General features: G+C 34.5%; 21 protein-coding genes and 3 pseudogenes. 6 read left to right on the forward strand and 18 right to left on the reverse strand.

Annotation, left to right across the window (positions count from 1 at the left end):
- Window positions 1–107 precede the first annotated feature (107 nt).
- The 6 genes and pseudogenes from CEF18_RS17345 to CEF18_RS17375 form a co-directional block, all read right to left on the reverse strand.
- Window positions 108–1085, reverse strand: a pseudogene (locus CEF18_RS17345) (serine hydrolase domain-containing protein).
- Window positions 1055–1222: a hypothetical protein gene (locus CEF18_RS26055; RefSeq protein WP_183041183.1), complete on the reverse strand. Its 168-nt coding sequence runs from the start codon at window positions 1220–1222 to the stop codon at window positions 1055–1057. Before CEF18_RS26055 ends, CEF18_RS17345 begins: the two are co-directional and overlap by 31 nt.
- Window positions 1223–2185: 963 nt before the next feature.
- A complete protein-coding gene (locus tag CEF18_RS17360; protein WP_110937819.1) occupies window positions 2186–3508 on the reverse strand; it encodes an FtsX-like permease family protein in 1323 nt (440 codons plus the stop codon).
- Between the two features lie 37 nt (window positions 3509–3545).
- Window positions 3546–4283 (reverse strand): ABC transporter permease, encoded by a 738-nt coding sequence (locus tag CEF18_RS17365; RefSeq protein WP_110937820.1) that lies wholly within the window; start codon window positions 4281–4283, stop codon window positions 3546–3548.
- Window positions 4284–4315: 32 nt separating this feature from the next.
- Window positions 4316–5047, reverse strand: coding sequence for an ABC transporter permease (locus CEF18_RS17370; protein ID WP_110937821.1), 732 nt, complete (start codon window positions 5045–5047; stop codon window positions 4316–4318).
- Window positions 5048–5974 (reverse strand): ABC transporter ATP-binding protein, encoded by a 927-nt coding sequence (locus tag CEF18_RS17375; RefSeq protein ID WP_223292394.1) that lies wholly within the window; start codon window positions 5972–5974, stop codon window positions 5048–5050.
- A gap of 290 nt (window positions 5975–6264) precedes the next feature.
- Here CEF18_RS17375 and CEF18_RS17380 point away from each other — a divergent pair, with 290 nt between their 5' ends.
- From CEF18_RS17380 to CEF18_RS17390, 3 genes are all read left to right on the forward strand, one after another.
- Window positions 6265–6966, forward strand: coding sequence for a response regulator transcription factor (locus tag CEF18_RS17380; protein WP_110937823.1), 702 nt, complete (start codon window positions 6265–6267; stop codon window positions 6964–6966).
- Complete coding sequence (locus tag CEF18_RS17385) at window positions 6963–7946, forward strand: sensor histidine kinase (RefSeq protein WP_110937824.1); 984 nt, start codon at window positions 6963–6965, stop codon at window positions 7944–7946. Before CEF18_RS17380 ends, CEF18_RS17385 begins: the two co-directional genes overlap by 4 nt.
- 89 nt (window positions 7947–8035) lie before the next feature.
- A complete protein-coding gene (locus tag CEF18_RS17390; protein ID WP_110937825.1) occupies window positions 8036–8815 on the forward strand; it encodes an ABC transporter ATP-binding protein in 780 nt (259 codons plus the stop codon).
- A 396-nt stretch (window positions 8816–9211) separates the two neighbouring features.
- Here the strand turns inward: CEF18_RS17390 and CEF18_RS27340 are convergent.
- Window positions 9212–10119, reverse strand: a pseudogene (locus CEF18_RS27340) (IS3 family transposase); the annotation flags it as partial.
- 282 nt (window positions 10120–10401) lie between these two features.
- A complete protein-coding gene (locus CEF18_RS17405; protein WP_110938790.1) occupies window positions 10402–10845 on the reverse strand; it encodes a carboxymuconolactone decarboxylase family protein in 444 nt (147 codons plus the stop codon).
- Window positions 10846–11096: 251 nt separating this feature from the next.
- On the opposite strand from CEF18_RS17405, the gene CEF18_RS17410 reads away from it, so the two are divergent.
- The 3 genes from CEF18_RS17410 (at window position 11097) to CEF18_RS17420 (ending at window position 12518) form a co-directional block, all read left to right on the forward strand.
- Window positions 11097–11654 (forward strand): TetR/AcrR family transcriptional regulator, encoded by a 558-nt coding sequence (locus tag CEF18_RS17410; protein WP_183041185.1) that lies wholly within the window; start codon window positions 11097–11099, stop codon window positions 11652–11654.
- Window positions 11655–11780: 126 nt separating this feature from the next.
- Window positions 11781–12095 carry a winged helix-turn-helix transcriptional regulator gene (locus CEF18_RS17415; protein ID WP_110937829.1) on the forward strand — a complete coding sequence of 105 codons (315 nt, stop codon included), beginning with the start codon at window positions 11781–11783 and terminating at the stop codon, window positions 12093–12095.
- A 78-nt stretch (window positions 12096–12173) separates the two neighbouring features.
- Complete coding sequence (locus CEF18_RS17420) at window positions 12174–12518, forward strand: winged helix-turn-helix transcriptional regulator (protein ID WP_110938791.1); 345 nt, start codon at window positions 12174–12176, stop codon at window positions 12516–12518.
- 162 nt (window positions 12519–12680) lie between these two features.
- On the opposite strand, the gene CEF18_RS17425 is transcribed toward CEF18_RS17420, so the two are convergent.
- The 10 genes and pseudogenes from CEF18_RS17425 to CEF18_RS17470 form a co-directional block, all read right to left on the reverse strand.
- Window positions 12681–13241, reverse strand: coding sequence for an NAD(P)H-dependent oxidoreductase (locus CEF18_RS17425; RefSeq protein WP_110937830.1), 561 nt, complete (start codon window positions 13239–13241; stop codon window positions 12681–12683).
- A gap of 283 nt (window positions 13242–13524) precedes the next feature.
- Window positions 13525–14244 (reverse strand): IS21-like element helper ATPase IstB, encoded by a 720-nt coding sequence (gene istB / locus CEF18_RS17430; protein ID WP_110937831.1) that lies wholly within the window; start codon window positions 14242–14244, stop codon window positions 13525–13527.
- The gene (gene istA / locus CEF18_RS17435) at window positions 14241–15743 is read right to left on the reverse strand and encodes an IS21 family transposase (protein ID WP_110937832.1); all 1503 of its coding nucleotides are present in this window, start codon (window positions 15741–15743) and stop codon (window positions 14241–14243) included. Before istA ends, istB begins: the two co-directional genes overlap by 4 nt.
- A gap of 214 nt (window positions 15744–15957) precedes the next feature.
- Window positions 15958–16134 (reverse strand): annotated as a pseudogene (locus CEF18_RS17440) (winged helix-turn-helix transcriptional regulator); the annotation flags it as partial.
- An 877-nt stretch (window positions 16135–17011) separates the two neighbouring features.
- Window positions 17012–19891, reverse strand: coding sequence for an AAA family ATPase (locus CEF18_RS17450; RefSeq protein WP_110937835.1), 2880 nt, complete (start codon window positions 19889–19891; stop codon window positions 17012–17014).
- A complete protein-coding gene (locus CEF18_RS17455; protein WP_110937836.1) occupies window positions 19888–20454 on the reverse strand; it encodes a hypothetical protein in 567 nt (188 codons plus the stop codon). Before CEF18_RS17455 ends, CEF18_RS17450 begins: the two co-directional genes overlap by 4 nt.
- On the reverse strand, window positions 20454–22049 hold the full coding sequence (locus CEF18_RS17460; protein WP_110937837.1) for a hypothetical protein: 1596 nt from the start codon (window positions 22047–22049) through the stop codon (window positions 20454–20456). The genes CEF18_RS17455 and CEF18_RS17460 overlap by 1 nt, the downstream gene beginning before the upstream one ends.
- 66 nt (window positions 22050–22115) lie before the next feature.
- Window positions 22116–22265 carry a hypothetical protein gene (locus tag CEF18_RS26060; RefSeq protein WP_183041253.1) on the reverse strand — a complete coding sequence of 50 codons (150 nt, stop codon included), beginning with the start codon at window positions 22263–22265 and terminating at the stop codon, window positions 22116–22118.
- Window positions 22258–22839, reverse strand: a complete 582-nt coding sequence (locus tag CEF18_RS17465; protein WP_110937838.1) for a hypothetical protein — start codon at window positions 22837–22839, stop codon at window positions 22258–22260. The genes CEF18_RS26060 and CEF18_RS17465 overlap by 8 nt, the downstream gene beginning before the upstream one ends.
- A complete protein-coding gene (locus CEF18_RS17470; RefSeq protein WP_110937839.1) occupies window positions 22829–23971 on the reverse strand; it encodes an XRE family transcriptional regulator in 1143 nt (380 codons plus the stop codon). Before CEF18_RS17470 ends, CEF18_RS17465 begins: the two co-directional genes overlap by 11 nt.
- Between the last annotated feature and the right edge of the window lie 254 nt (window positions 23972–24225).

Here is a 24225-nt window from a genome sequence, read left to right on the forward strand (position 1 = left end):
TATGTGTATTACGCTCTATAAAGGAAAAAGTTCCAAATAAGATTAGAGGCTTTTCTTAATTTAGGAAAAGCCCCCAATACTTGAAGACTCGAATTCAAGATATATGTTTAGGAATCAATAAAAATGTCTAAAACCCTATCACAAATTTCATGATGCATAGTCCCGTCAAAATTCAATAACACAACCACTCCTAAGTTAAGTTCAGGTTCCATTGTCATTAACGACCTTACAGCTAGTTTACCACCTCCATGTTCGACTATTCTGCACCCTCTATATGTATCAGTAAACCATGCGAGACCATAGCTTCTTACATCACTATGGAATTGCCATTCTTCACTGACAAGGTGAACAGGTTTCTGCATTTCTTCAATGAGGTCTGAACGTAAGAGTTTTGAATCTTTATTCAAATGGAAGATTAAATAATTCCCTAAATCATTTGCCGTGGAATATAAATAACCGATTGGAGCAGAAATTGAGTTTATTGGAAAAGGAGTTTCTATTTTATCCTTACCTAAATAATATCTGGCGCTATTCTTATCATTTTGTACTAAAGGGGCATCACTATTTGTACGATTCATATCCAAAGGAGTAAGAATATTTTCTTGAAGATATACTTCCCAGCTTTCACCTGTCACTTTTTCTATCAAATCTGCTAGAATCACGTAGGAATCTGTACAATAACCCCATCCCATTCCCACCGGATATTCCAACTCTACTTTTTCAAACCACTTCGTTACATCCTCTCTGGATTTCACCCTATTAATTTCTTCTTCTGTAAGGTTATATTCGTCTAATGCTTCTTGAAACTCTGTGGGTGTATCTGAAAATATTTCTCTAATATTTGGAGCGATCATGTTGGCAATTCCTAAATCTGAAGGAAATCCTGCCGTATGAGACAATACATGCCTTATTGTGATAGTATCACTCTATTGCTTATCCTTTGTTCTGAAATATGACAAATATTTCACGACTGGATCATCTAAGGAAATTAAGTTATCCTCTACGAGCTGCATTAAAGACAGGGCTACAAAGTTCTTAGAAATACTCTGAATGCTCATCCTTGTATCCCCATCGATAGCCCGCATAGGTTCCCAACACCTATGGAATAAATAATATCTGCGTCTTTAACAATTGCAACACTCAAACCAACAGCTTGTTGATCATCCATCATTTTATTAATATATTCTGTTACCTTATTAAGTTTTTCAGTAAATTGAACCATGCTAACCTCCATTATTGCTTGCACGTAAACTTCATCTATCTAATAAACTACTTCTATTATTACCAGAGATCTTAATTATACGATTACCATTGGTATATCTATCATAACACCTATACTATCATAATTTTCTGACATACATACTGATAACTAACGCTTCCATTGATGAAAGAAAATAAAGGTTAATCCGCTTAACCAAAACTGAATCTACTATATTCATGCCCTATACTATAGCAAAAAAGGACGGTAATTCTAATTGAATAATCGACCCTAATTCCGAAAGACTTGAATTCAAGATATTACGCATTATGCAACTGTTCACTGATTACTATTGTCATTACAATTATAATCAATTGCTGTATTACTGTTATCTGTTTATTACTGTTAATGGAATATTGTTCTCCTGACACTAGAGATTCTTTTAGAGTTGGAATAGGGATTGAGCGTTTCTTAATCCTTGAAACCAATAACTCACTTTCTTCCTTCATAGTGTTTGAAAGGAACATGTGATGGTTGATTTCTTGAAAATCTTGATAATACGTCTTTCCGCTTTCAGAAATTCCCATAAGCATTTAACTTTTTGATAGTGTTGTTTTATTTCTTCTACCTGGAGAGCTGCAATTTCCCTAGCGACTTGCTCCATTTCTTCTCTTATATGCCCGACCACTTTCTGTCTCTTCCTTAGGAAACGGCCGTATGGCATAAGGACTCACGGGAGATTCTAAATAATTTAATATTCCTTCTAACTCCAACTTTCCTTCTCTTTTGTTAAAAATGAATAAAGCAATATCGCGATCCTGGTGATCATACGCTTTTTCATTTCCTGCTCAATTCACATAATGATTTTTTTCTTCCAATCGTTTAAACCAACCGTCTACGGTATTCGAATTTTATCAATATTCTTGTAGTGTTTATTTTTAAAAACGCTAGATTAAGTTTCCCAAAGTTCCTATTCTATAATTTCACTTATAACATGCTTTTAATTTTTGTGAGATATTGAAATCTTATTATAATGAAATAGATTATTTGTAAGGCTATAAACATACCTATGACCGACATGGATTCTTTCATAAGTGAATAACTAAACATATTTTGCATTGCAATAAGGGATATGAAGCCATGAATGGTGGCAACGAATAATGGAATAAAAAATAGGACTCCTAATTTAGTCGTAATGATGGTTGATAACTCTTTTTCTGTTATCCCAAGTTTTGCAAGCATTTCATACTCGCGTTTGTCCTCCTTCATATCGGTGTAAAGTCGAAAATACAATAGGCTTGCGGAAGATATGAAAAATACTACCCCTATAAAAAAGCCAATAAACAAGACAATATCAATACCTTGCTGAGTAATTTTCGTTGATTCAAGAAGCATGGTTCGAATACCAACAATGGTTCCAATCGCTGAAAAGGTTATGGTAAGAACAACCGTTACCATAAATAAAATTTGAGCGTTATCGCGTAAACGATAAATTAGGTTCGATACAATGATAATATTCACTTTGTGTCGATAGATTTTCTTTTGTTTTCTTATGCTGTGAAGAATATATACACTAAGCTGGGTGTAAAAGAAGTAGGTTCCAATTATGACGATTATGGTCACTGGTATCATGGCGAAGAAAACCATAGCTTCCTGAACGAGCAACGCGATAGCATAGCCTCCTCCTAGAAGAAAAACAGATAAAATGGATAAAGCAGGAGATGCTTTGGGTGCACGTTTCGGTTTTGAGTTTCCTGTGAAGAGATCAATTAATTGACTACCCCGGACAAAAGAAGTCGTAAAGAATGAAATGATTAAAAACAGCACACCAAAAGAAATGGAAGTTAGGAGAATGGCTTCCCAGGGCCAATAAAAAGGGAGCTCATTTGACATTCCTAAGGCATATTCGCTAATTAAAAGCAGTAGTTTTGCAAACAGTAGTCCAATACATATCCCTGAAATTATGGCTGCAGATCCCATGAGCATATTTTCCAAAAAAATCAGGTTACGCAATTGTTTATCCGACATTCCATTGATTGCAAAAATTCCAAATTCTTTTTTTCGGGATTTCAAAAATGAACTCATCGAATAAAGAACAAAGAGAAAGGAAAACACATAAATAATCGCTTCTGCGAAATGCATACCCACAGAGACATATCCGCCAATGATCTCGGTGGTGAAAGCAGGGTGGAATGCAAAAAGAGCATAAATAAAGAAAACAGAAACCGAGAATACACTGCTAAGAAAGTAGGCTAAATAAACTTGTTTGTTTCTCACAACGTTAATGAATGCTAATCTTGGAAAAGTCATAATAGCCTCCTTACTGGTGAGCTAATGTTAGGTATAGTTATGCTTCATGTTTTCGAAAGAACCTATATCCTATTACCATAATGCAGCTAAAGGCTACTAAGGATATGGTGAGTGAATAGGGTATAGTAAGATTCCTCATCCCTTCTGAATTTGGGATTAAAGTCAGAGAGGGATGAGACCAGAAATAATACTTTCCATAGGCGCTGTTTGTAATAACAACACTTGTAATCGATGCAGCTAAACTTATACCAATGGGTATTCCAATATTAGGGAATTTTATACTTAGAATCATCTGTAAAGCAAGGATGGGTAGACAAGTTATCCAACAAATGAGGACATTAACGGCCGTCGTACCGTAGGGGATATTCCCAACACCCACAATAATCGCAGCTCCTATAGTTCCAATATAAAGAATGACCATGGATAGACCGACGAGTCCTATATGAATAATTGTTTTAGTAATATAAATCGATTTCAAATTCACTGGCATAGTAAACAAGTATTTCCAATTATTTTCTGAATGTTCAATTCTGGCAAGCCAAACGGCCATCACCGCGATCGATAACGGAAGAAGTAAGAGGCCGTAAAATGTTACGATTTGCCCTAGTAGTTTTTCCCAGGGAACCGCATTTCCTTGTAGGAAGACATCTTGATAACGGACAAAGTTATAAGCCCCAAACGTCACCATTAATAGTGGTGCTACACACATTAATAGCCAAACATAAGAGCGCTTTAACTTCATCATCTCCATCATTAATACTCTACCAAGCGTCATGCTCTATTCACCTTCGTTTCTGTTTCATATATTTAAATATCTCGGTGGGCAAATTCACGATACCCTATGATTAAACATAAGAGACCAACCACCATGGACTGCCCCATATACCAGGTAATATTAATTCCTTCATTTAACCGGATCGGAAGTACCAAATAAGGATACACCCAAGGTAGCCATCGTGTCAGGGCTGATTGTAATAGAAATATGGCTGCTACCGTTCCACAGATGGATACGGCTAAGGGAATACCGGGATTATCGAATTTAATACTAAGCCAAAATTGAATGGTTAGCACAGCAAAAGTGCCAATCAATGCAGCACTAAGTGTTTGTATTAGTTGACTATACGGTATATCGCCAGGTAAGTGGAGGATCGATGCACTACCTAAAATACCAATGCCAAGCAAAAGGGAGCTTACCAGTAAGAAAAAGATGACCAACGTGATTTTTGCAAAATACACATCTCTTCGTTTGATCGGAAGAGCCAAGAGGTATTTCCAATTGTTATCTGAATTTTCGCTCATGATAAGCATACTAGATAACACGGCTGCTAGGATTGGAAGTATTAGAACGGCCCAGATCACTGCATGTTGTTCAATGAAAATCGTCCAAGGTACATCTCCTTCTTTCACTACACTTGTATACCGAATTTTAAAATTTGCATATTGTAATAGCAAAATTAGAGTTGGAGCTAAAATGACTGGAAAAACAATCCGATTGTTGCGAAGCTTTGCCCATTCAGCTGAAAGTACATTATGAAACATCTAGATGGCCCCCTCTTTTCCCGTTAAATCCAAGAAGATTTCCTCTAGAGATTTGACGCTCTCTACCAAATGGAAGACTTCGAATCCATTGCTAACAAGTTTTCTGTTTATTGCTGAAACCGTGTCAGTTGGTTGATCGACCAGTAGCATATCTTCAACAATCCTTGCTTGAACATCTTGCTGGCGTAGGAGATCTTTTGCCCCCATCAAATTATTGACTTTGATTTCAACACGTGGTTTTTGATCTCTCTTCAACTCTTCCATTGTGCCATGAAACTTTAATTTTCCGGACTGAATGATGCCTACGTGGGAAGCAATCATTTCGATTTCGGCAAGGTTGTGACTAGAAATTAACACCGTTATACCAAAGTCTTCGGGCATTCGTTTAATCAACTGCCGAATTTCATGGATGCCACTTGGATCAAGCCCGTTTGTAGGTTCATCTAATATTAATAGCTCTGGAGAACCAAGCAGAGCGAGGGCTATTCCTAGTCTTTGCTTCATTCCTAGAGAATACTGCTTCACTGGTTGGTGGGAAACTTCAGATAATCGAACAATTCCCAGCACCTCTTCGATCCGGGCGTTAGAAGATCCTAATATTTTACTAGAGAGTTTTAAATTTTCGAATCCAGTTAAGTTTCGATAATAAGAAGGCGCTTCGACGAGAGCACCTACTCTTCGAAGAATATCAATTCGATTTTTATGAAATGTTTGGCCAAATAGCCTTACTTCGCCTTCTGTTGGCTTCATTAGTCCGAGGAGCATACGGATTGAAGTGGTTTTCCCTGCACCATTCGGGCCAAGAAAACCAAAAATTTGACCGCGCTTAATTTCTAAATTCACATGGTCAACTGAATACTGATCTCCAAATTTTTTTGTTAAATCTTTTGTAGCAACTAATGTTTCTCCAACATCCTTATTCATCATTATCCCTGCCTTTATGTACTGTCAAAGACACCGGTACTCGTCTTGTTCGATGCAAGACGTCTCTGAGCAAATTGTCTATAGTTGTACTATATGGGGAATGCGATTTGACTACCATTGTTTAACCTTTCATTACCTTACGATGTTGTAAGATAATGAAGATAGATCTTGTTTAAAGGTTTAACCATATTTATAAATCATGGAAATATATGCTATAATTAACTGTTCCAAATAAGGGGCACCTATTCAATCAAGTTATTGGTACGGGGAAATTCATTGGAGGAGTGAAATCTATGTTTCGTGTGTTCATTGTAGAGGATGATGAGAAGTTGGTCTCTCTCCTACAAGACTATATTCAGAAATATGAATTTGAAACAAGCGTTGTTCAAAGATTTGAAAGCGTGGTTGAAGAGTTTAAAGCTTTCTCTCCACATCTTGTTTTATTGGATATTAATTTACCAAAATTCGATGGTTATTACTGGTGCAGACAAATACGTCAGTTCTCTACTTGTCCCATTTTATTTATTTCTGCTCGTGACGAAAAGATGGAACAGGTGATGGCTATGGAAAACGGTGGAGATGATTTTATTACAAAACCCTTTGATTACGAGATTGTACTTGCAAAAATAAGAAGTCAGTTAAGGCGATCTTATGGTGATTATGCAACGAACCAACTTAGTAGAACGATAAACTTTGAGGGAGTTTCCCTTGATGTGGATCGCATGGTTATAAGTTTCGGTGTCCATATGGTCGAGCTAAGTCATACAGAGACAAGAATGCTAAGTGAATTTTTAAGCAAGCCTGAATCAGTCATTAGTCGTGACCGATTGCTTGAAAAAATTTGGGATGAGGAAGCATTTGTAGATGATAATACGCTTAACGTTAATATTAACCGTGTGCGAAAAAAGCTTCAAAATATAAACATTAAAAATGCCATTCTGACCGTGAGGGGCAAAGGATATCGTCTCATTCCTAATTGGGGGAAAGGAGAATGAAGCTATTTTTCCGTGATCATGTTTCTTTTTGCTGTTTGTATGTCGGACAATTATTGCTCATATTGATGATTTTTTGGCTTGATGGCTATCGACATGGACCTACAGCTTTGTATGCATCGAGTTTAAGCCTCATACTCTTTGGTTGTTACTTAGTCGTTCGCTACATACGAAATCAAACATTTTATAAACGCCTTTCAACACCTTTAACATCATTGAATGATTTGAGTATGGAACGTCAAGCTTCTCCACTACCTAGCTATTTAGATCAGTTTCACGATGAACTACGCCAATACTATCTAAAAGAAATGGAAAGCTATAAATTAAAATTTGACCATCACATACAATTTCTAAATCAATGGGTGCATCAAATGAAAACGCCTCTCTCCGTGATGCACCTCATGGCACAAGAGCGAGATGATGAATTTTCTTCGTCTCTTAACGATGAGATTGAGAGGATGAAAAACGGATTGGATATCGTTTTATATACTTCGCGACTGGATTCTTTTGAGAATGACTTTTGTGTGGAATCTCTTAGTCTCTATTCTTTGATTCGAAAAACAACTTCTGTACAGAAACGATTATTCATAAGGAATCATATCTATCCGGAAATTATGATTGATTCAAAACTTTACATCCATTCAGATGAAAAATGGATATCTTTTGTTTTTACACAACTCATCACTAATGCCATTAAATACACGGTGTGTGCTGGGCAGAAAATCCAATTTGAGGCCAAACAATTGAAAGATGAAATTGTTGTTTCGATACGTGATTATGGAGTCGGGGTACCTAAAAGTGATTTACCACGTGTTTTTGATCCTTACTTTACTGGTGAAAATGGACGGTCGTTTCAAGAATCTACAGGAATGGGACTTTTTCTTGTTAAACAAATTATTGATGAATTAGGACATCGTATCGAAATAGAATCTAATCTCAATCAAGGCACAATCGTTCAAATTTATTTTAAACGAGTAAATTGAATTACAAGTTTGTAAGTGAATTGTAAGGTTAATCAATTCATCAACCGTTGTGTTAGCGTTACACTATGCTTACTTAGGAGGGGAGCTATATGCAAATTGTAGATGTAAAAGGATTGAGTAAAATTTATAGAGGAAGGGTTTCTCATTGCGCTCTGGATCGCATCAATTTTTCAATCGATAAAGAAGAATTTGTTGGAATTATGGGTCCCTCAGGTAGTGGGAAGACGACTTTACTTAATTTATTAGCAACAATTGATATGCCATCTCATGGGACAGTTTCGATAAACGGGAGTAATCCACATGCTATGACTCATAAAGATAAAGCAATTTTTCGAAGGAATGAAATTGGTTTTGTATTTCAGCAATTTAACCTTCTTGACACCCTGACGGTGGAAGAAAATATTTTTTTGCCTTTGGTTTTAAACGGGGTGAAATCTCAAGAAATGGACAAAGAAATTGCGCGTATTTCTCAACAACTGGGTATAGAATCTCTTTTAAATAAAAGAACCTATGAAATTTCAGGCGGACAAATGCAACGAACTGCTATCGCTCGAGCGATTATTCATAAACCCTCCTTAATTTTAGCTGATGAACCTACTGGAAATCTTGATTCAAGATCATCCAAAGCTGTAATGGACACTCTTTCTAATATTAACCGGAGTGAAAAGACAACCACTCTTATGGTAACGCATGATCCAGTCGTAGCAAGCTATTGTAAACGAGTCATTTTCATCAAGGATGGTAAGCTTTATAACGAAATTTATAAAGGAGATAGCCATCCCGTTTTTTTTCAAAAAATTATTGATGTTCTTGGTCATCTGGGTGGTGATAGCTATAATTTGATGGAACCAATTGATAATCATAAGTGAGCGGGTAAACAAGTTGGATGGTTATATGTCAAAAGGGATTCAAGCAATCCTATTGTTACAAATATTATGTTTTTTAATGTTTTTGACTAATATTCTAGGATTGGTAGGGTCTTACAATGAATACTTGCAGGATTTCATTTGGTTAACTATACAAATTTAGGTTTAATTATGGGTATTATAGGTTTGTCTAAACACGTTTTGAAATCTCTATCTATAATTAATATTGGTTGTGGATCAATTATACTCTTATCTTGGATCGCTATTTCAGGTATCGATAAGATGTAATCATGAACAGACATGTTAGTTGAATGAATTTCAAATTTTATAAAGCTAATTTCCAGTCTTAATTCGTTCGAAAATATTTATGGAAATCGAACGAATGAAGATTATACTCAACCGATAAAGTGAAACATTTGATTTCGAGGCATATTGGCTTCCGCGATCGGAATGGTGGATAAGGCCAGATGTTGGTGGCTGTGTAATCATCGCTCGTTTTAGAGCTGTTACAACAAGTTCTTTCGTCATCCGTCCATCCATTTCCCAGCCTATAATACGTCTTGAATAAAGATCCATAACCGATGCTAAGTACAGCCAACCTTCGCTCGTCCATATATACGTAATATCAGCTACCCACACTTGGCCTGGACGTTCTACGGTAAACTGTTGATTTAATAGATTCGGGTAGATCGGTAGAATATGCTTAGAGTTGGTTGTTGCTTTGTTCTTTTTAACCGTTTTAGAACGGATGCCATTTTCCTTCATGATCCGTGTCACTGTTTTCTGAGAAACCCTGACCCCTGCGCCCTGTAATACTTTTGTGATCTTTGGGCTTCCGTATGTGTTCCTTGACTCTAAATGGATTCTCTTAATACGTGAGGTTAACTTTTCTCGCTTCTTTTTTTGATTACTCTTAGGACGCTTTAACCAAGCGTAGTAGCCGCTTTTAGAAACACCTAATACTTGGCACATCTTCGCTACACGGTGATCGTGTCGGTGCTGTTTAATGAAGTCATAAATTACTTCTGGTCTTTGGCGAAGATGCCCATAGCTTTTTTTAAGATGGCATTTTCCTCTTCTAAATCTCGAATACGCTTCTTAAAGTCACTTTCAGCTTTGTCTTCGGCACTTACATTTCCGCTACCTACAAAGGCTGCTTCGTTACCGATCTCGTATTTCTTTATCCAGTTATGCAGTGTTTGTTCTGCCAGATCTAATTCTCTAGCGACTTCCGCTATTCTTTTCCCGTCCTCCTTTACCATACGAACTGCTTGAACTTTAAATTCCTTATCATACGTTTTTCTCATGTTGGACACTCCCGTTAGATTGTTAGGTATGATTATACTAGAATTTCTCCCAATTTACCGTGTCCATTATTTAGGCTAACATTAGGATTGTCTAAATCGACAATCCTTTTACTTATGACTTTTCTATTTGAAAATACCATCTGACTTTGCCCTTATCTCAGATTTGAGGCATATGTTCTTTGGCAAAAGCCCCTAGCTTGTTCATAATTGATTAGAATCTCATCGGCAATTTTCTAGAGTTAGCTAAGAGGGAAATCCCAATTTTAGTGAAGCCAAACCTATTCAAAAATTGTTAGCTTTGTTTCCCATAGAAATGGATATCCTATTCCACATATTGATTTGATTGATGATTATAACTAAATCTACATATTCTTTTTCGTCATAATATTTTCTGACTAGATTATATAATTCATCATTAATTCCTTTTTCTGAAATTAGTGTCATGTTTTTTGCTAGTTGCAATGCAACTTTTTCTTTTTCACTGTATATATTCGTCTCAGTCCAAGTGTCTAAGTGATTTATCTGCTCATCCGTTACTCTCAGCTTCTTTGCTTCTTTAGTGTGCATATTAAGGCAGTAAGAGCAACCATTGATTTGAGAGACTCTTATTTTCAGGAGTTCTCTCAATTGCCGGTCAATCGATGTTTTCTTTACGTACTTCTCTAGATCCATGATTCTTTCTAACGCTTCTGGTGCTACCTTAAAGTAGTTGATTCTATTCTTCATGTTCATAAAGCTGGCTGCCTTTACAATCCCCTTATTAACTAGTTTTGACACGTCCCACACTCCTCTCTGATTTATCTAATTTCCCTATACCTTTTATAAAACCAATTCTAATTTTTGTTTTGAGCATTTTTCCCTTAGAGTGCAACACTTGTTGTACTTGTAGTTATATCGTATTCTAGAAAAAGGTAAATATCAATAGGAAGCCGATAAGTACAACATACCTCTATTGTATGCTAGGAATAGGAGGCACTATGAAATATTCAACTGATAACCCGATCGCTCTAAAGTCACAAAAATGGCTGGTTGTTGCTTTGTTAGAACTAATGAAAGAAAAACCCTACAACAAAATTACAATAAAAGAAATTGCTCAAAAGTCTGAATTAGACAGAAGTACATTTTATCGGAATTTCAGTTCAAAAGAAGATATTCTTAATTTCCATCTCGATGTTCTGTCACAGGACTATATTAATCGAATTGAGCAAACCGAAGACGTGGATATGAGAAAAGTTTCAAATATCTTTTTGGAATTTTGTAATGATAATTTAGAGTTCTTTTGTTCTCTGCGTAGAAATGGATTATCCACGTTTCTATTAGAAGCTTTTAATTCCCGTTTGCCTGATATCCATCGGTTAGTTCAAAACAAATTTCCGTATTTAATAAGTGAAGAAAATTTCGAGTTCGCATTAGCATTTAACGCAGGAGGAATGTGGAACCTTTTAATGAATTGGATTGATACAGGATTGAAACGACCGTATTCGGACCTAGTTAACGGTTTTGAGGAAATAAGTTATTTTAACTCCAAACAATAAGTCGGATTAGGCATAAATAAAAAAGCTGTAACTAACAATTTTAAAGATCCAAGTTTACATATTAGGAATTTCTGTCGTACCATGAGTAAGGAAGATAAGTTCTAATTAAAGAGCAGGAAGGTTCTTTTGAAAGATCTATCAAAATACGGAATTGTTTCAGCACTCCAAGCAATCGGCGGTAAATGGAAGCCGCATATATTATTTATCCTTTTAGAAAAGGGTACAAAACGTTTTGGGGAATTAAGCGGGTTAATGCCTGAAATAACACAGGGTGTACTAACACAACAACTTAGAGAATTAGAAAAAGATGGATTGGTCAACCGTGTTGTTTATCAGGAGATTCCACCAAGGGTAGAATATTCTTTATCAACACACGGGAAAACGTTGGAGCATATATTAAGTAATATGTGTGCATGGGTTTATCACACGGGAAATTTATAGAAAAAAATAAAAATTATTCAGAAAATATATAAGAAATAATGAAAAATAGTTAAGGAGAGAAAATATATGGAAAACGAAATGAAGAAAACCTGTGTTCCGAATGACGTTACCTTAAAAGATACTGGCTTTGGATATACGCTGTCTGTCATTGGCGGCAAATATAAAATGATTATTTTATACTGGTTGTCTGAAAATGAGGTAATGCGATTTAATGAATTAAAGCGCGGTATAGCCTCTATCTCGTATAAGACATTAAGTGTGATGTTAAAAGAAATGGAAGTCGACGGGATTGTGATACGAAAAGAATACCCACAAATTCCTCCAAAGGTAGAGTATTCACTTTCTGAACGTGGACAATCTCTTCTTCCTATTTTGAATATGATGTGTGATTGGGGAGAACTGAATCAAAACGGAGGAGCATAAATAATAGACATATAGATAAACTCTCTTCTATTTGATTAGAAGAGAGCTATCCCCGAAGTAGATTATTCTACCGTACCTTCATATGATAATAAAATTTGTGAGTACTATTAAGTAATAAACATAAAAGCTCGGAGTAATTTGATTCCTTCCGGGTATGAGTGATTATAGATTATTCAAAAATGCTATATACTCTGTTGTATTGTGTTCTAATCCATTTTCTCCTGGCTTTAACTCTTCCTCTTCTGTTCCACCTGGCTTATTTTCTTCTCCATAAAATGCATGGATGGGACGATAATTAGCCTGGCAGTAGAAAAAGGTTGTTTCAAACGGAATCAGTATCTGTTCCAATGTATGACCATATCTGCCCTCTTTACTGTAATCACTTGCTCTAATCCCCGCTGAAACAGCCAAAGCAACTTTCCTGTTCTTTAATTTATCCCCGCCATTGGAACCATAAGCCCAGCCGTAATCAAAAACTTCATCCATCCATTTCTTTAAAAGAGACGGACTGTTAAACCATTGAATTGGGAATTGCAGAACCAGATTTTCGTGTGATTCAATCAATTGCCGTTCCTTCTCTACATCTACCTTTTCTGTCGGATAGGACTTATATAATTCATGTATTGTATAATCCTCTGGATATTTTTTCAGTTCTTCTACCCAGCGTTTATTTATGGTAGATGTTTCTATACTCGGATGTGCTACTACAACAAGTGTTTTCATAGTGGTGTTCCTCCTTCAAATTTGTTTCTACTTGAGTATAGGATACAGACACATCGTATGTAAGTACGCACTTTTAGGTGAGATACTGATGTAAAGGTAAGTACCTCTGGAGAAATGAATTTAGATTCTTTCTGTATGTCAACGGAGAGAAGGGGAAACCCGATTTTATAGGAGTGATCCAACGTTTTTCTTCAAACAATGATTCAACACCAGCTGGATGTATTTGGCAAGTAAAAAATGTATGGAATGGCAATTAAAAATGCATGCCACTTGCCGTCTCTAGTTATTGTTGTAATAAAGATTCTTTGTATCGAAAGCTTTCTCCCGTAAACATTAATAAATGAGAATGATGAATCAATCGGTCAATAACGGCTTCTGTTAGAATGGGATCACCGAAAACATGGTTCCATTGACCGAATTGAAGGTTAGTTGTTATTAATAGACTACGGTTTTCGTAGCACATAGATATCACTTGAAATAACAGTTCTGCACCTTCTTTATTTAAGGGGATATATCCTAATTCGTCGAGCACCAAAAGATCCAGCTTTTCAATCATCTTCATGAACTTCGGAAGAGTTCCTTGTTGGTTGACTTCTATTAACTTATTAACTAAAGCTGCCACTGTAAAAAACTTCACCCGACTGCCAAACCTGTGTATGGCATTTAAGGATATCAATGCCGCCAAATAGGTTTTCCCTGTACCAACTCCTCCGTATAAAATGAGGTTTTCTTGCTCTTTAATAAAATCCCCATTTAATATCGTTTCTTGATCAATTCCTTGTGGAATTTGTATATGCTCCCATTGAAAAGGCAACGTTCCTGTTTTCGGCAACTGAGCTTGGTTTAATAGTAAGTTAATCTTTCGCTCTTCACGATTTTTAGCTTCCATTTCAAATAGCTTCAATAAGTACTCTTGGTTATTTTCAGCTTCAATTTCATGATAATGTTCACGAATCCAGCTAAGCTTCAACTGTTTGGCGTAGGATTCGATTTGCTCTTTCATTTACGATCACCTCCTTCTTGAAAAAAGGCATCATAATGAGAAAGGCCGCGAGATGCGTTGGGCAAGACGGGCACCTTCATACGAGGAGTAATTTCCATATGAGAACGGTCTTGATTCATTAACGAATAAAAACAGTGCTTAATTTGATCTGCGCTAGGATGACCATGAGAGGAAGCCAATTGGAGCGCTTTGTTCAGTAATGTGAAATCATCATTTTTTAAGAGTTTCGCTAGTAAACGTAACCCCATTTTCCGTTCCTCTTCTGTGCAATCTTTTAAGTATTGAGACCAAGCATAAGGGAATTGATCATATAAGCTTGAATATTTAATAGCTTTCGGACGTTTTGATAATAATTCAAGATAAGGCTGCCATATCATCGATTTTCGCTTCACACCATATAGCCGAGAATGCGTGACAATGGGTTCATTGTCTTCATTTAATACCACGACAGTATTAAAGGTAAGACGTGTTTTTACTCTTTGTTTCGCAAACCTCGGAGAGGTAGAATATTCCTTATTGTCCAAACTCACAATGCCATACTTATCAGCCTTCATTTCCTGGTAATAAGCACATTCAAAATCTTTCTCAGGAAGGTGAAGCCACTTACTTTGGTCTTCTTTATATAACTCTGATTGAAGTATCTGCTTCTTATAATGCACGCGATGCCGGTCTTCCTCTGCCTTATTCCAAAGCGTCTTATTAAAGTGATCTAAGTTAGCCACCGTACATTCAGGCAAAAGAAAATTGTTCCGCACGTATTTAACCATCGCTTCTACGTGCCCTTTTTCATTTCCCTTTCCTGGATTACAAAACTCATATCGGAAACCGTAGTGTAAGACAAACCTTTCGAAGGTATCGGTCAGTTTCCGTGCTCCTTTTCCCATGATTTTTGAGACCGCAGGTGACAAGTTATCGAATCGAATAGTTGTTGGAACGCCACCGATATGACGAAATATACGTTGTAATCCTTCAAGTAAACATTCTGTATTTTCCGAAGGAAATACTTGAAAATAAAAGGTGTTACTAAAAGGGAAGGACACAACCAAATATGGCAAATCAATGATTTTTGATTGGTACTTAAATGATGCTGTACCAAAGTCCACTTGAGCTGTTCCTGGGAAAGACTCTAGTGGTAGAGCTACACCTTCTTGATAATCTTTTAACTCCTTTTTCCGTTTCGAAACATAGTCACGGACAGATCTCTCGGAGCCTCTGAAACTATGAAATTCCCCCAACTGCTCATACATTCTTTTAGCTGTTCTATGATTCTTCCTTTTCTTCTTCAGATCTTCACCAATCCATTTATCTATGATAGGTTTCACTGGATCCATCACTCTTGCTTTCCTCTTTTGTGGCAACTTCACTTGAAACTCTTCTTGATTGGCATATTTCCTTACTGTACGTGGGTCCACTTCGACCCTGGTAGCTACACTGGAATAATTATTGCCTTTCTGATTCACTTCGCGTCTGATATAATCTATCTGAGTCACTTCTAACATCTCCTAATATCCTCCTGTCAAACGTTGTTGGTCCAACGAGGAGTTTAAAGTTATTTTGAGAAGTTAGCAAGTGGCGTTTTTTAATTTATGAGGGCCCCGCGGGGCCCTCATAAATTAACTGCCGTCCCCTACATATTTAGTTTGCCATAAACAAGCTGGAAGCCGTGCTAATACTCTGGGAATCTTTTAGACTTGAAAAAACTTATTCGACTGATTACCGATTGACTTCCCCCCACTGACACATCATATGTAGTATTGGAATCAATGAGCGACCACGCTCGGATAATGAATATTCAACTTTGGGAGGTATCTGTGGGAATTCCTCACGTATGATAAGTCCGTCAGTTTCCAATTCTTTTAACATAACGCTGAGCGTTTTAAACGATATAGTAAGTTTAAAAAGCAAGAGGAAAAGATGCAAAAAAACGGCTGGAGAGCGTCTTTAAAGCGTGAAAAAAAAGCGTGGGGAAAACGTGAGGGGAATGTGCGTCGGTTCAGAAAGGCATGAAAAAAAGCCGGAGAAAACGACGGGAAGGTCGTATCTCGGGCTTGGAAAAAAGAGTGGGAAAGAGCGTGTGATGGGTATCCCAACTCAAATGTTTTTTACAGGTGACAAGAGATTTTTACATAGCGCAAATGTTTTTTACAAAGACACAGCATCTTAACCATTTTTTTATTTGTTTAATCATTTAATATTCATTATATAATCTTGGAATTCCCAACTTTGAGAAGAAGTACATAGTGTGTAACGACTTGTCGGTATCCAACTTTGTTTGTTGGTATACGACTTTTTTAGTTAGTATCTAACTTTTTTTGTTAGTATCCAACTTTTTTGTCGTTTAACACAAGTTGTTAAACGACAAAAAAGTTGGATACTGAAAAGGTTGATTCTACTGACTTTGAGCAATGTCACTATTTATGTTAAAAAATAAAAGTTGGATACTAGCTTATTATTACAACAAAAACCGGTGACAAAAAAGTTGGATACCAACTAAACACCAATGTAATTACATATTCAGGTTTCACCACATATTAACTTTATTATTATTAAATGGCGGTTGGTTAAGTATACATGTTAAGCGAAAAAAAGTAGTAACTATACTAACCTGTTAATGCTATATACCACTGCACTTTCGCTGACAAACAGAAAAACTATCTATAGCAGCTACAGAAAACTAGAAAGCCCTCAGGACAATTTAGGGTTTGTTTATTCTCCTTAAGCACACACTTTTTTGACTTACTAAAAGTAATGTTTATTTTCTAATTCTTTATTTAACTTGTTTTATGTTTGGTAAATAAATTCTCTGAGAAGAAACCCAATCATGAGGTTCTAATTGGGAAACCACTGGACCACTTTCTTGCAATTGCTGAAAATATATTACACCACAACTATTAGACTTATTGTGCCACATAGGTCTGCTAGATAGTATCAATTTATTTGCAAAATCAATATCGCTAGTAGATATAATAACTTGTCTATCTCTTGAAATATCACATAAGAGAGAAACAAGTGCATCATCTCTAAGCGTATCCAACATCTGAATAGGATCATCCAAAAATAAAGTATCCAAGAAAGGATTATTATAACCTGCTTTTTTTTCCTCATCTGCTACCTGGGAAAGAAAAATTGATAGTCCAAGCAATGATAGTTGACCACCACTAAAAGCAAATGTACTATTGGAATTTGTTTTACTGATATATTCTTGAAGACCATTCTTTATATTATGAGGAATTGGTCTAAAAATTAAATTTGTGCGCTCTTTCTCATCTGGTACCACTGCATCAGGTTTAATCGTTTTCCAAGGGGATACATCTGATAATATTTCAAATATTGAAGATATTCTCCTCGACATTTTCCCTATTTCTTTATTTGTTTCTATTCTTTGGATTTCCCTTACTTTTGTTCTTTCAACTTTTAAATCCCTAATTTCATTATTTAGTATTTGTAATTCCTTTTCCAATACAGTTTTGTTTTGTAACTCTTGTAAATTATAGTCTAGGATATCAAGATGATCAAATAAGTAATTAATTTCTAAAGTTGCTTCTTCTAAAGTAGTATCTTGTTTTCCATACTGGACATAAAGCTTTCTTTCAATTTTTTCAAAATTCATTTCCTTAAACTCGCTATTTTTTCTTATTAAATTTTGGTTAACAATTAATGATTGATTGGATATAATATCTAATACGAGCTCCTCATTCAGTTCATTTAAAGAAGTATATTCATACTTATCAAGTATTAAATATATATTCTTTTCTAGTGATTCAATTCTCTTTTCAATATTATTAATATGATCATTATTCTCATTATAAATCTTTTTGTTTTCCTGAACTTCACTCTCAATATCTCTCATTAGATCTTCATTTTTAAGAAGTTCATTGTTGTAGCTAGTTTTTTGATTGTCAACCTGTTCAATTTTTATTTGATTTTTGTCTAATAAATCAACAAAGGTGCTCTCTGAAATATTTAAAGTTGAGTTATTATTTAATTTATATACATAGATTACTTCTTCTAAGTCTTTTTTTATATCATCTATTTTCAATTCTGATTTTTTTATGTCCTTCCTATTATAATTAATTGACCTTTCTTTGGACTCCTTTTTAAAATTAAATTTTCTAAATTCCGCAATTTCATTTGTCACATCTTCTATTTCTTCACCTAAATTATATAACTGTCTCATCCAATGTTCTTTTTTTACTGATTTAGCACTTTCTAATTTTTCAGTTGACTTATGCTCTACGCCACAAAAAGGACAATATTGACTAGTAATATAATTAGTTAATACACTAAAAGAATCTTCTAAATCAATTTTTTGCTTTGCTAATATTTCAGTGCTACCTCCTATTTCAATTAATTTCCTTTCTAAACTCTCTAGTAATTGATTATTTGACTCTGGAGAATTTTCTTTTAACCATTCTTTATCTATTTTTATTGTTTCGACTTTATTATTTATATGGCCTTGTAGGGAAAGGAACTCTTTGTATTTATCCTCAATTAAGTTTTTTTCTTTTAACAGATCTTTATATTTTTGCATTAGTTTTTTAAATTTTTGACTTTTCAAATTTACTTCATTCTGAATTACTTCTAATTCTTTTGATCTTTCTTCACTTTCTAACAAAGTACCTTTTAATTGATTTTTTTTATATAAATATTGTTCCTTTGAATTTCGGAGCTTTTTAAGATTACTAAATAAATTATTAATTTCAATATTATCTCTTTTTAATAAATCTCTTTTGTACTCTAATTTTTTAATTTTTTCTTCTTTTTCCTTCTGTTCAATAGAAATTATCTTTAACTTACTTTCTAACTCTTCAACCGTTTCTATTTTATCACCATTTATTAATGGCTCAACATCAAAATATCTTTCTCTAATATTAGTAATTTTTCTTTGAATAACACTTTGTTTATCGAATATATTTTTAAGTGTCTTCTCTAACCACTTTCTCCATTCCTTAATTTCTTCGTATACTTCATTTGTTTCCCTAGGTAAACTATCTTCAATTAAAATAATAGTGGATACAGTTCTATTTAATAAATTTCCAGACTCTCTTACCTTTGATAACATCTCTGAATAATTTTTATTGTTTAGTTTTCCTATGATTATCTTTTTGTCTTTTAATATGTATTTTTTGTCTTTTATTTGTTCTTCAATATCTTTGACTTGTTTATTTACTTTCGTTAAATCTAATAAAGGGGCTAGATTTTCAAGTCTTTCTCTACCTTTGGCTACTGCTAACTCTTGAAGTTTTGATTGTGAAAGAGAATTTGCCCATAATAAATCATCTCTTTGATTATTTTTAAACCAAACAGCTAAAGATTCTGGACACTTGAAATTAGATTCGTTTCTTGTTATCTGTTCTATTTTACTTGTACTAACATTTTGAAAACATCCAGTAATTGATGTGCTCTTTTCAGGATGAATAAGTGATCTAGTATGAGTTTTTTTCACCCTAGACCATTCACGATTATACATTGAATACCTTACTAAATCATTATTAAACAACCAACTAATAGCATCTTGAAGTGTAGTTTTACCTCTCCCATTTCTCCCGTAAATAACTGTTAAGTTATTGTAAAAGCTAATAGACTTTCTTTCTGAGTATATTCTAAACCCTTCAATATCAATATTTTTTAATCTATATCTATTCATTCATTATCCTCCTCCTCATTATCATCATTAAATAGCCCTGTTATGGTCGTATCAGATAATAATGACGATTTTATTGAACTCCACGGAAATAGTATATTACCCACTATCTGATTGGCAATATTTTTTATCTTGTCACCACCAGTAATAGGAACTATTATCTTTCTAAAGTAACGTGGGTCATCCTTCCATTCATATACCCAATTAAGGGTTGTTACATCGACATCATCACTTAACAATACGATTGCAAGTTGTGAATAAACATATTCAGACCCCAATGAAGCAAGTGCCTGAGTTAGAATTGGAGGATAATAATTCTGTTCGGTAAGGTCATCCTTTACTATATTATCACTAGATAGATCACCAATAACAAATGCATGGTTTCCTGCAAATCCCGATATCATCCAATTTACTGGATGACCAAATTCAGGAGTTCTTTTTCCTTCTAAAGCCTGAATTTTACTAGGTAATATTGTAGTATAAAATTCACCGTTTTTTTCATTTTCAGAGGAGATTAGTTCACACAAACTATCAATTAGTTCTTGGGAATTGATTTTGTTTATCATTAAGGTCTCCTCGCTCTCTCTGGTGGGAGTGAAAAATCATGAGAATCTAGATACATGTCAAGTTGGTCAGCAGTTGTAACGTCTATATATTTGTAATCACTAGGGAATCTCCTAGTAACTTCTGTTTCCACAGCTCTAATTAAATTTTCAATATTATAAAGTTGAACATCTATTATTATAATATGTCTATGGTTCGAGTTTATGAATACACCATCAAATGTTCTCGCTATTCCAATAGCCACTTCGTTTTCTGGTACTAATGAATTAAATTTAAAAATGTGTGCTGAAATAGGCGCAGAATCTGATATTTTATTTGCAACAGTTAATTCAGGGAAGTTTTCACTTGGAGATCTAGAAAGTTCTATTCGACTCAAAAATAGTTTATGCAAAGATTCCCCTAAATTTGAATCTTCATATCTGTTACCAGTCAACATTTGAGGATAGCTATACACATCTCTACTATCACTAATTTCACTTAGAAATTCTGGATTTTTTTTATTTTCTACAAAACTTTGTAACCCTTTATCATAAATTCGTCTTGCTCTATAAATACTTTCCACTAAAGTTTTTTTATGAGATTCATTTGAATACTTTTGAAGTAATGGGATATCAGTTATATTCTCGTTACATGATGTACTTAACCATCTTTGATAAAATGTGGAATGTGCGTTCCATAAACATTCAGTTAAACCTGTTTCCACCCATACCCCGTTAGTTTCGTTAAATGTCTTTTCTAAATCACTATTAATCAACCACTCTTGTGGCGGTTTAAACGGATTAAACCAAGCCCATTGAAAATTCTCTGTTAGTTTCTCTTTTAAATCATTTATTAAATAAGTTAGTGGAGCAGCTACACCAACAAAAATTACCTTCTCAAAATAAGGACCTTGTTTTATGCACTCTATTGCTTTTGTAATTATTTGCTTCTCCGCTAACAGATGTTTAGGGACTTCATCATCCATAGAATTAACTAATATATTTTCTGACCAAACTGACTGTTCATTTTTAATATTTTTGCCATGTGCAGCAAGAATTTTCCAATCCCTAAAAATCCGATTAGATATGGGTTCCTCTTTAAGATTGGCCCCATTTACAACTAAATTGTGTGGTCCATTTTCAGAAAAAATTGAAGCAACATCAAAAAATTCATCTAAATTTAATGAATAAATCCTTATGTTTCCTTTAGCCTCTAACACTTCATTAAGTAAAGAATGATGTTGGAAATTAGGTCTTCCTGAAAACCGGAATAAATGATTTCTGGATGTAATTGCATCAATAAACTCATTGTGTTTTTCATTGGAAAACACCTTTATTCCTTTGACTTCTGGATAACAAAAGTATTCATATAATTTAGAAATATCTCCTGACTTTTCACTTGGAATGTCAATACCTTTTGTTCTAAGATAATTTTCGTACGCTTCTCCAACATGCCAACCTGAAGGGGCTGGAGTAGCCCCTGTCATTGAAAGTCCTGCTCCACAAATAAATAGAACACTTTCATCATGATTCCTAGCATTATCTAACCACTCAAGTAATAAATTCCCTCCATCTTCTTTTCCTATTGAATCTTTTATCCATTGATATTCCGTTAACATTATATCAATCCTCGTATTAAAAATAATTTTAATAATAAAAAGTCTACCTAACTCACTATTTAAAAATTACGCCAACTGGTGTAAAAATATTTTTTCAGCTTCCTTAATATCATAAGGTGGGTTTCCAGTCCCTCCACCATTTGTAAACTTATATTTCCTTTTCTTCAAGGACGTCGGAGCAAGTAACAGGTATTCTTCTCTCTTTAAGTTAGTCATTTAAATGCATCAATCTCTTTTCTAGTGCTAATAAATAAGCTTTTTCAAAATGCTTTGATAATGTTCTTTTTAATTTTTCATGCTGGGTAATAATTAATTCTTTATCCGAATCAGAAAATTGTCCTTTATAAAAAAACCACCCAAAAAGGTGAGGTATAGTTTGTACTAATTCATTTTGCATAAATTTACTTGCAAGTTGTCTAGCCTCTTGATCATCTGTTAAAAAAGCTTGGTTTATTCTTTTTGCAAATGCAATAGATGACAATTCCCCTTTGGATATACAATGGCTGTTTTGCAAAATTTCAACATCCTGAAGATCTTCTATAGTTATATGAAATTCTTCAAATCGTCCTTTTTTTTGCTCCTTTACTAATCTCTCTTGGAGTTCTAAATCTTCACTAGATATTAGCTTACGTTTTTTATGGAGACACTCATATGTTACAAACCTTGTGCAAGTAAAACTACATCCACTATTTAAAGCTGCACTATATAATTTGTCAGAAGAAAGTAAATTCCAAATCGAACATGTATCAATAACATTTACAAGTTGAAAATCACTAAAATTAATCGCCATATTTTAACTCCTCTTTATACAAATTCATAAGATTACGTAGTTCAGTTTCATTCACTAAAAGCATTTCTGCAAGTCTAGAAGCTGATATAATACCTTCTCTGTAGCCTTTTAAACATAAGTTTACATAGTAAGATGATAAACCCTGTTCAAGTAATGTTTTTTGTCTCTTCAAACCATTTTTTGAAAACTTTCTAAGTTCGGGATCCAATTTTATGTTTTGTGATAACTTGACAGATTTTATTTCACCCTCAACTTTTTCACTTATAATTTTTTCGTTTTTTAATGCAATTGCAAAGGCTTCTGTATTGACGTTCAATTTATCGGCCCACTCCAATGCTTTTTTGGTATCCCAAGATTTTACTGGAATTGACTTAACAAAATTGGGAGGTAATAAGTAATTTGAAGCGAACGTATTTGCTCGTATTTCAACAAGATTATCTTTTGACCATTTTTTAAATGAAACGACAACGTCATTATTATCATCCAAAATACTATGTGCGGCTTCGTGTGCGGCTGTAAATCTTTGCCGATACATGTCTTCATTATAATTTATAATGATACACTTTCCAGCTACTGGATGATTTATATACAACCCAGAAATATCAGAGTTTTGAAGTTTTCTACGAAATACCTTTAATCCAATTGACCTTAAGTCTTTATATATATCAACCGGTATTTCGTTTCCTTTATATCCTAAATGCATGCGCAAACCTGACGCCGCTTCACTTCCATGAGTTTTAAAGTGTGTGCCGACTTTTACAAATGGGAATGGCTTTGAATCAAGAATACCCATTCTTTCTAAGAGGAAAGACTCGCATTCTGCTAAAAATAAGACCTCTTGAATCGCCCAACGGTCTTGTTTAGACAAATCCCCTCCAAAAGTTCGAAATAAATATTCTGTTTCATCAAAAGGTGCTACTCTCTTATTAGAAATAAAAAATCTAAAGTCACACATATAGTAATCAGACAGTATTAATATTTCGTCACCAGTTGGCTTTAGTTCATTTCCCTCAAAACTTTTAAGACGCTCTTCAGATATTCCGGTTGATTCAAATAATTCGGAAATCGTTACTTGGAATTGCTCCCGATATCTATAGAGCTTTTCATGAAGAGGTATAGGTTTATTTGACATAGTTTTTAGTCCCCTGACACAATTCTATTGTGATTGGATAGATATTAGAAAAAAACTCTAAAATATCCCTCATACTTACAATATTCTACAAATACTATTGAAATTCCTTGCAAAATCTTAAATTAGCTTCATCTATTGTTTCTAAATACAACTAAATTAGAATAAAATAAACAATTATTACGCATTTACATCAAAATTTGCACAAATTAAAAGTTACTTGAGTATTGTGGATGACTGAGCCAATAAATGCGGAA

The organism is Salipaludibacillus neizhouensis (assembly GCF_002886185.1).
GTDB classification, from domain to species: domain Bacteria; phylum Bacillota; class Bacilli; order Bacillales; family Salisediminibacteriaceae; genus Salipaludibacillus; species Salipaludibacillus neizhouensis.

Coding starts and splice junctions, on each gene's coding strand:
- CEF18_RS26055 (WP_183041183.1), bottom strand. CDS start 1,222: ATGGTTCAATTTACTGAAAAACTTAATAAGGTAACAGAATATATTAAT.
- CEF18_RS17360 (WP_110937819.1), bottom strand. CDS start 3,508: ATGACTTTTCCAAGATTAGCATTCATTAACGTTGTGAGAAACAAACAA.
- CEF18_RS17365 (WP_110937820.1), bottom strand. CDS start 4,283: ATGACGCTTGGTAGAGTATTAATGATGGAGATGATGAAGTTAAAGCGC.
- CEF18_RS17370 (WP_110937821.1), bottom strand. CDS start 5,047: ATGTTTCATAATGTACTTTCAGCTGAATGGGCAAAGCTTCGCAACAAT.
- CEF18_RS17375 (WP_223292394.1), bottom strand. CDS start 5,974: ATGATGAATAAGGATGTTGGAGAAACATTAGTTGCTACAAAAGATTTA.
- CEF18_RS17380 (WP_110937823.1), top strand. CDS start 6,265: ATGTTTCGTGTGTTCATTGTAGAGGATGATGAGAAGTTGGTCTCTCTC.
- CEF18_RS17385 (WP_110937824.1), top strand. CDS start 6,963: ATGAAGCTATTTTTCCGTGATCATGTTTCTTTTTGCTGTTTGTATGTC.
- CEF18_RS17390 (WP_110937825.1), top strand. CDS start 8,036: ATGCAAATTGTAGATGTAAAAGGATTGAGTAAAATTTATAGAGGAAGG.
- CEF18_RS17405 (WP_110938790.1), bottom strand. CDS start 10,845: ATGAAGAATAGAATCAACTACTTTAAGGTAGCACCAGAAGCGTTAGAA.
- CEF18_RS17410 (WP_183041185.1), top strand. CDS start 11,097: ATGAAATATTCAACTGATAACCCGATCGCTCTAAAGTCACAAAAATGG.
- CEF18_RS17420 (WP_110938791.1), top strand. CDS start 12,174: ATGAAGAAAACCTGTGTTCCGAATGACGTTACCTTAAAAGATACTGGC.
- CEF18_RS17425 (WP_110937830.1), bottom strand. CDS start 13,241: ATGAAAACACTTGTTGTAGTAGCACATCCGAGTATAGAAACATCTACC.
- istB (WP_110937831.1), bottom strand. CDS start 14,244: ATGAAAGAGCAAATCGAATCCTACGCCAAACAGTTGAAGCTTAGCTGG.
- istA (WP_110937832.1), bottom strand. CDS start 15,743: ATGTTAGAAGTGACTCAGATAGATTATATCAGACGCGAAGTGAATCAG.
- CEF18_RS17450 (WP_110937835.1), bottom strand. CDS start 19,891: ATGAATAGATATAGATTAAAAAATATTGATATTGAAGGGTTTAGAATA.
- CEF18_RS17455 (WP_110937836.1), bottom strand. CDS start 20,454: ATGATAAACAAAATCAATTCCCAAGAACTAATTGATAGTTTGTGTGAA.
- CEF18_RS17460 (WP_110937837.1), bottom strand. CDS start 22,049: ATGTTAACGGAATATCAATGGATAAAAGATTCAATAGGAAAAGAAGAT.
- CEF18_RS26060 (WP_183041253.1), bottom strand. CDS start 22,265: ATGACTAACTTAAAGAGAGAAGAATACCTGTTACTTGCTCCGACGTCC.
- CEF18_RS17465 (WP_110937838.1), bottom strand. CDS start 22,839: ATGGCGATTAATTTTAGTGATTTTCAACTTGTAAATGTTATTGATACA.
- CEF18_RS17470 (WP_110937839.1), bottom strand. CDS start 23,971: ATGTCAAATAAACCTATACCTCTTCATGAAAAGCTCTATAGATATCGG.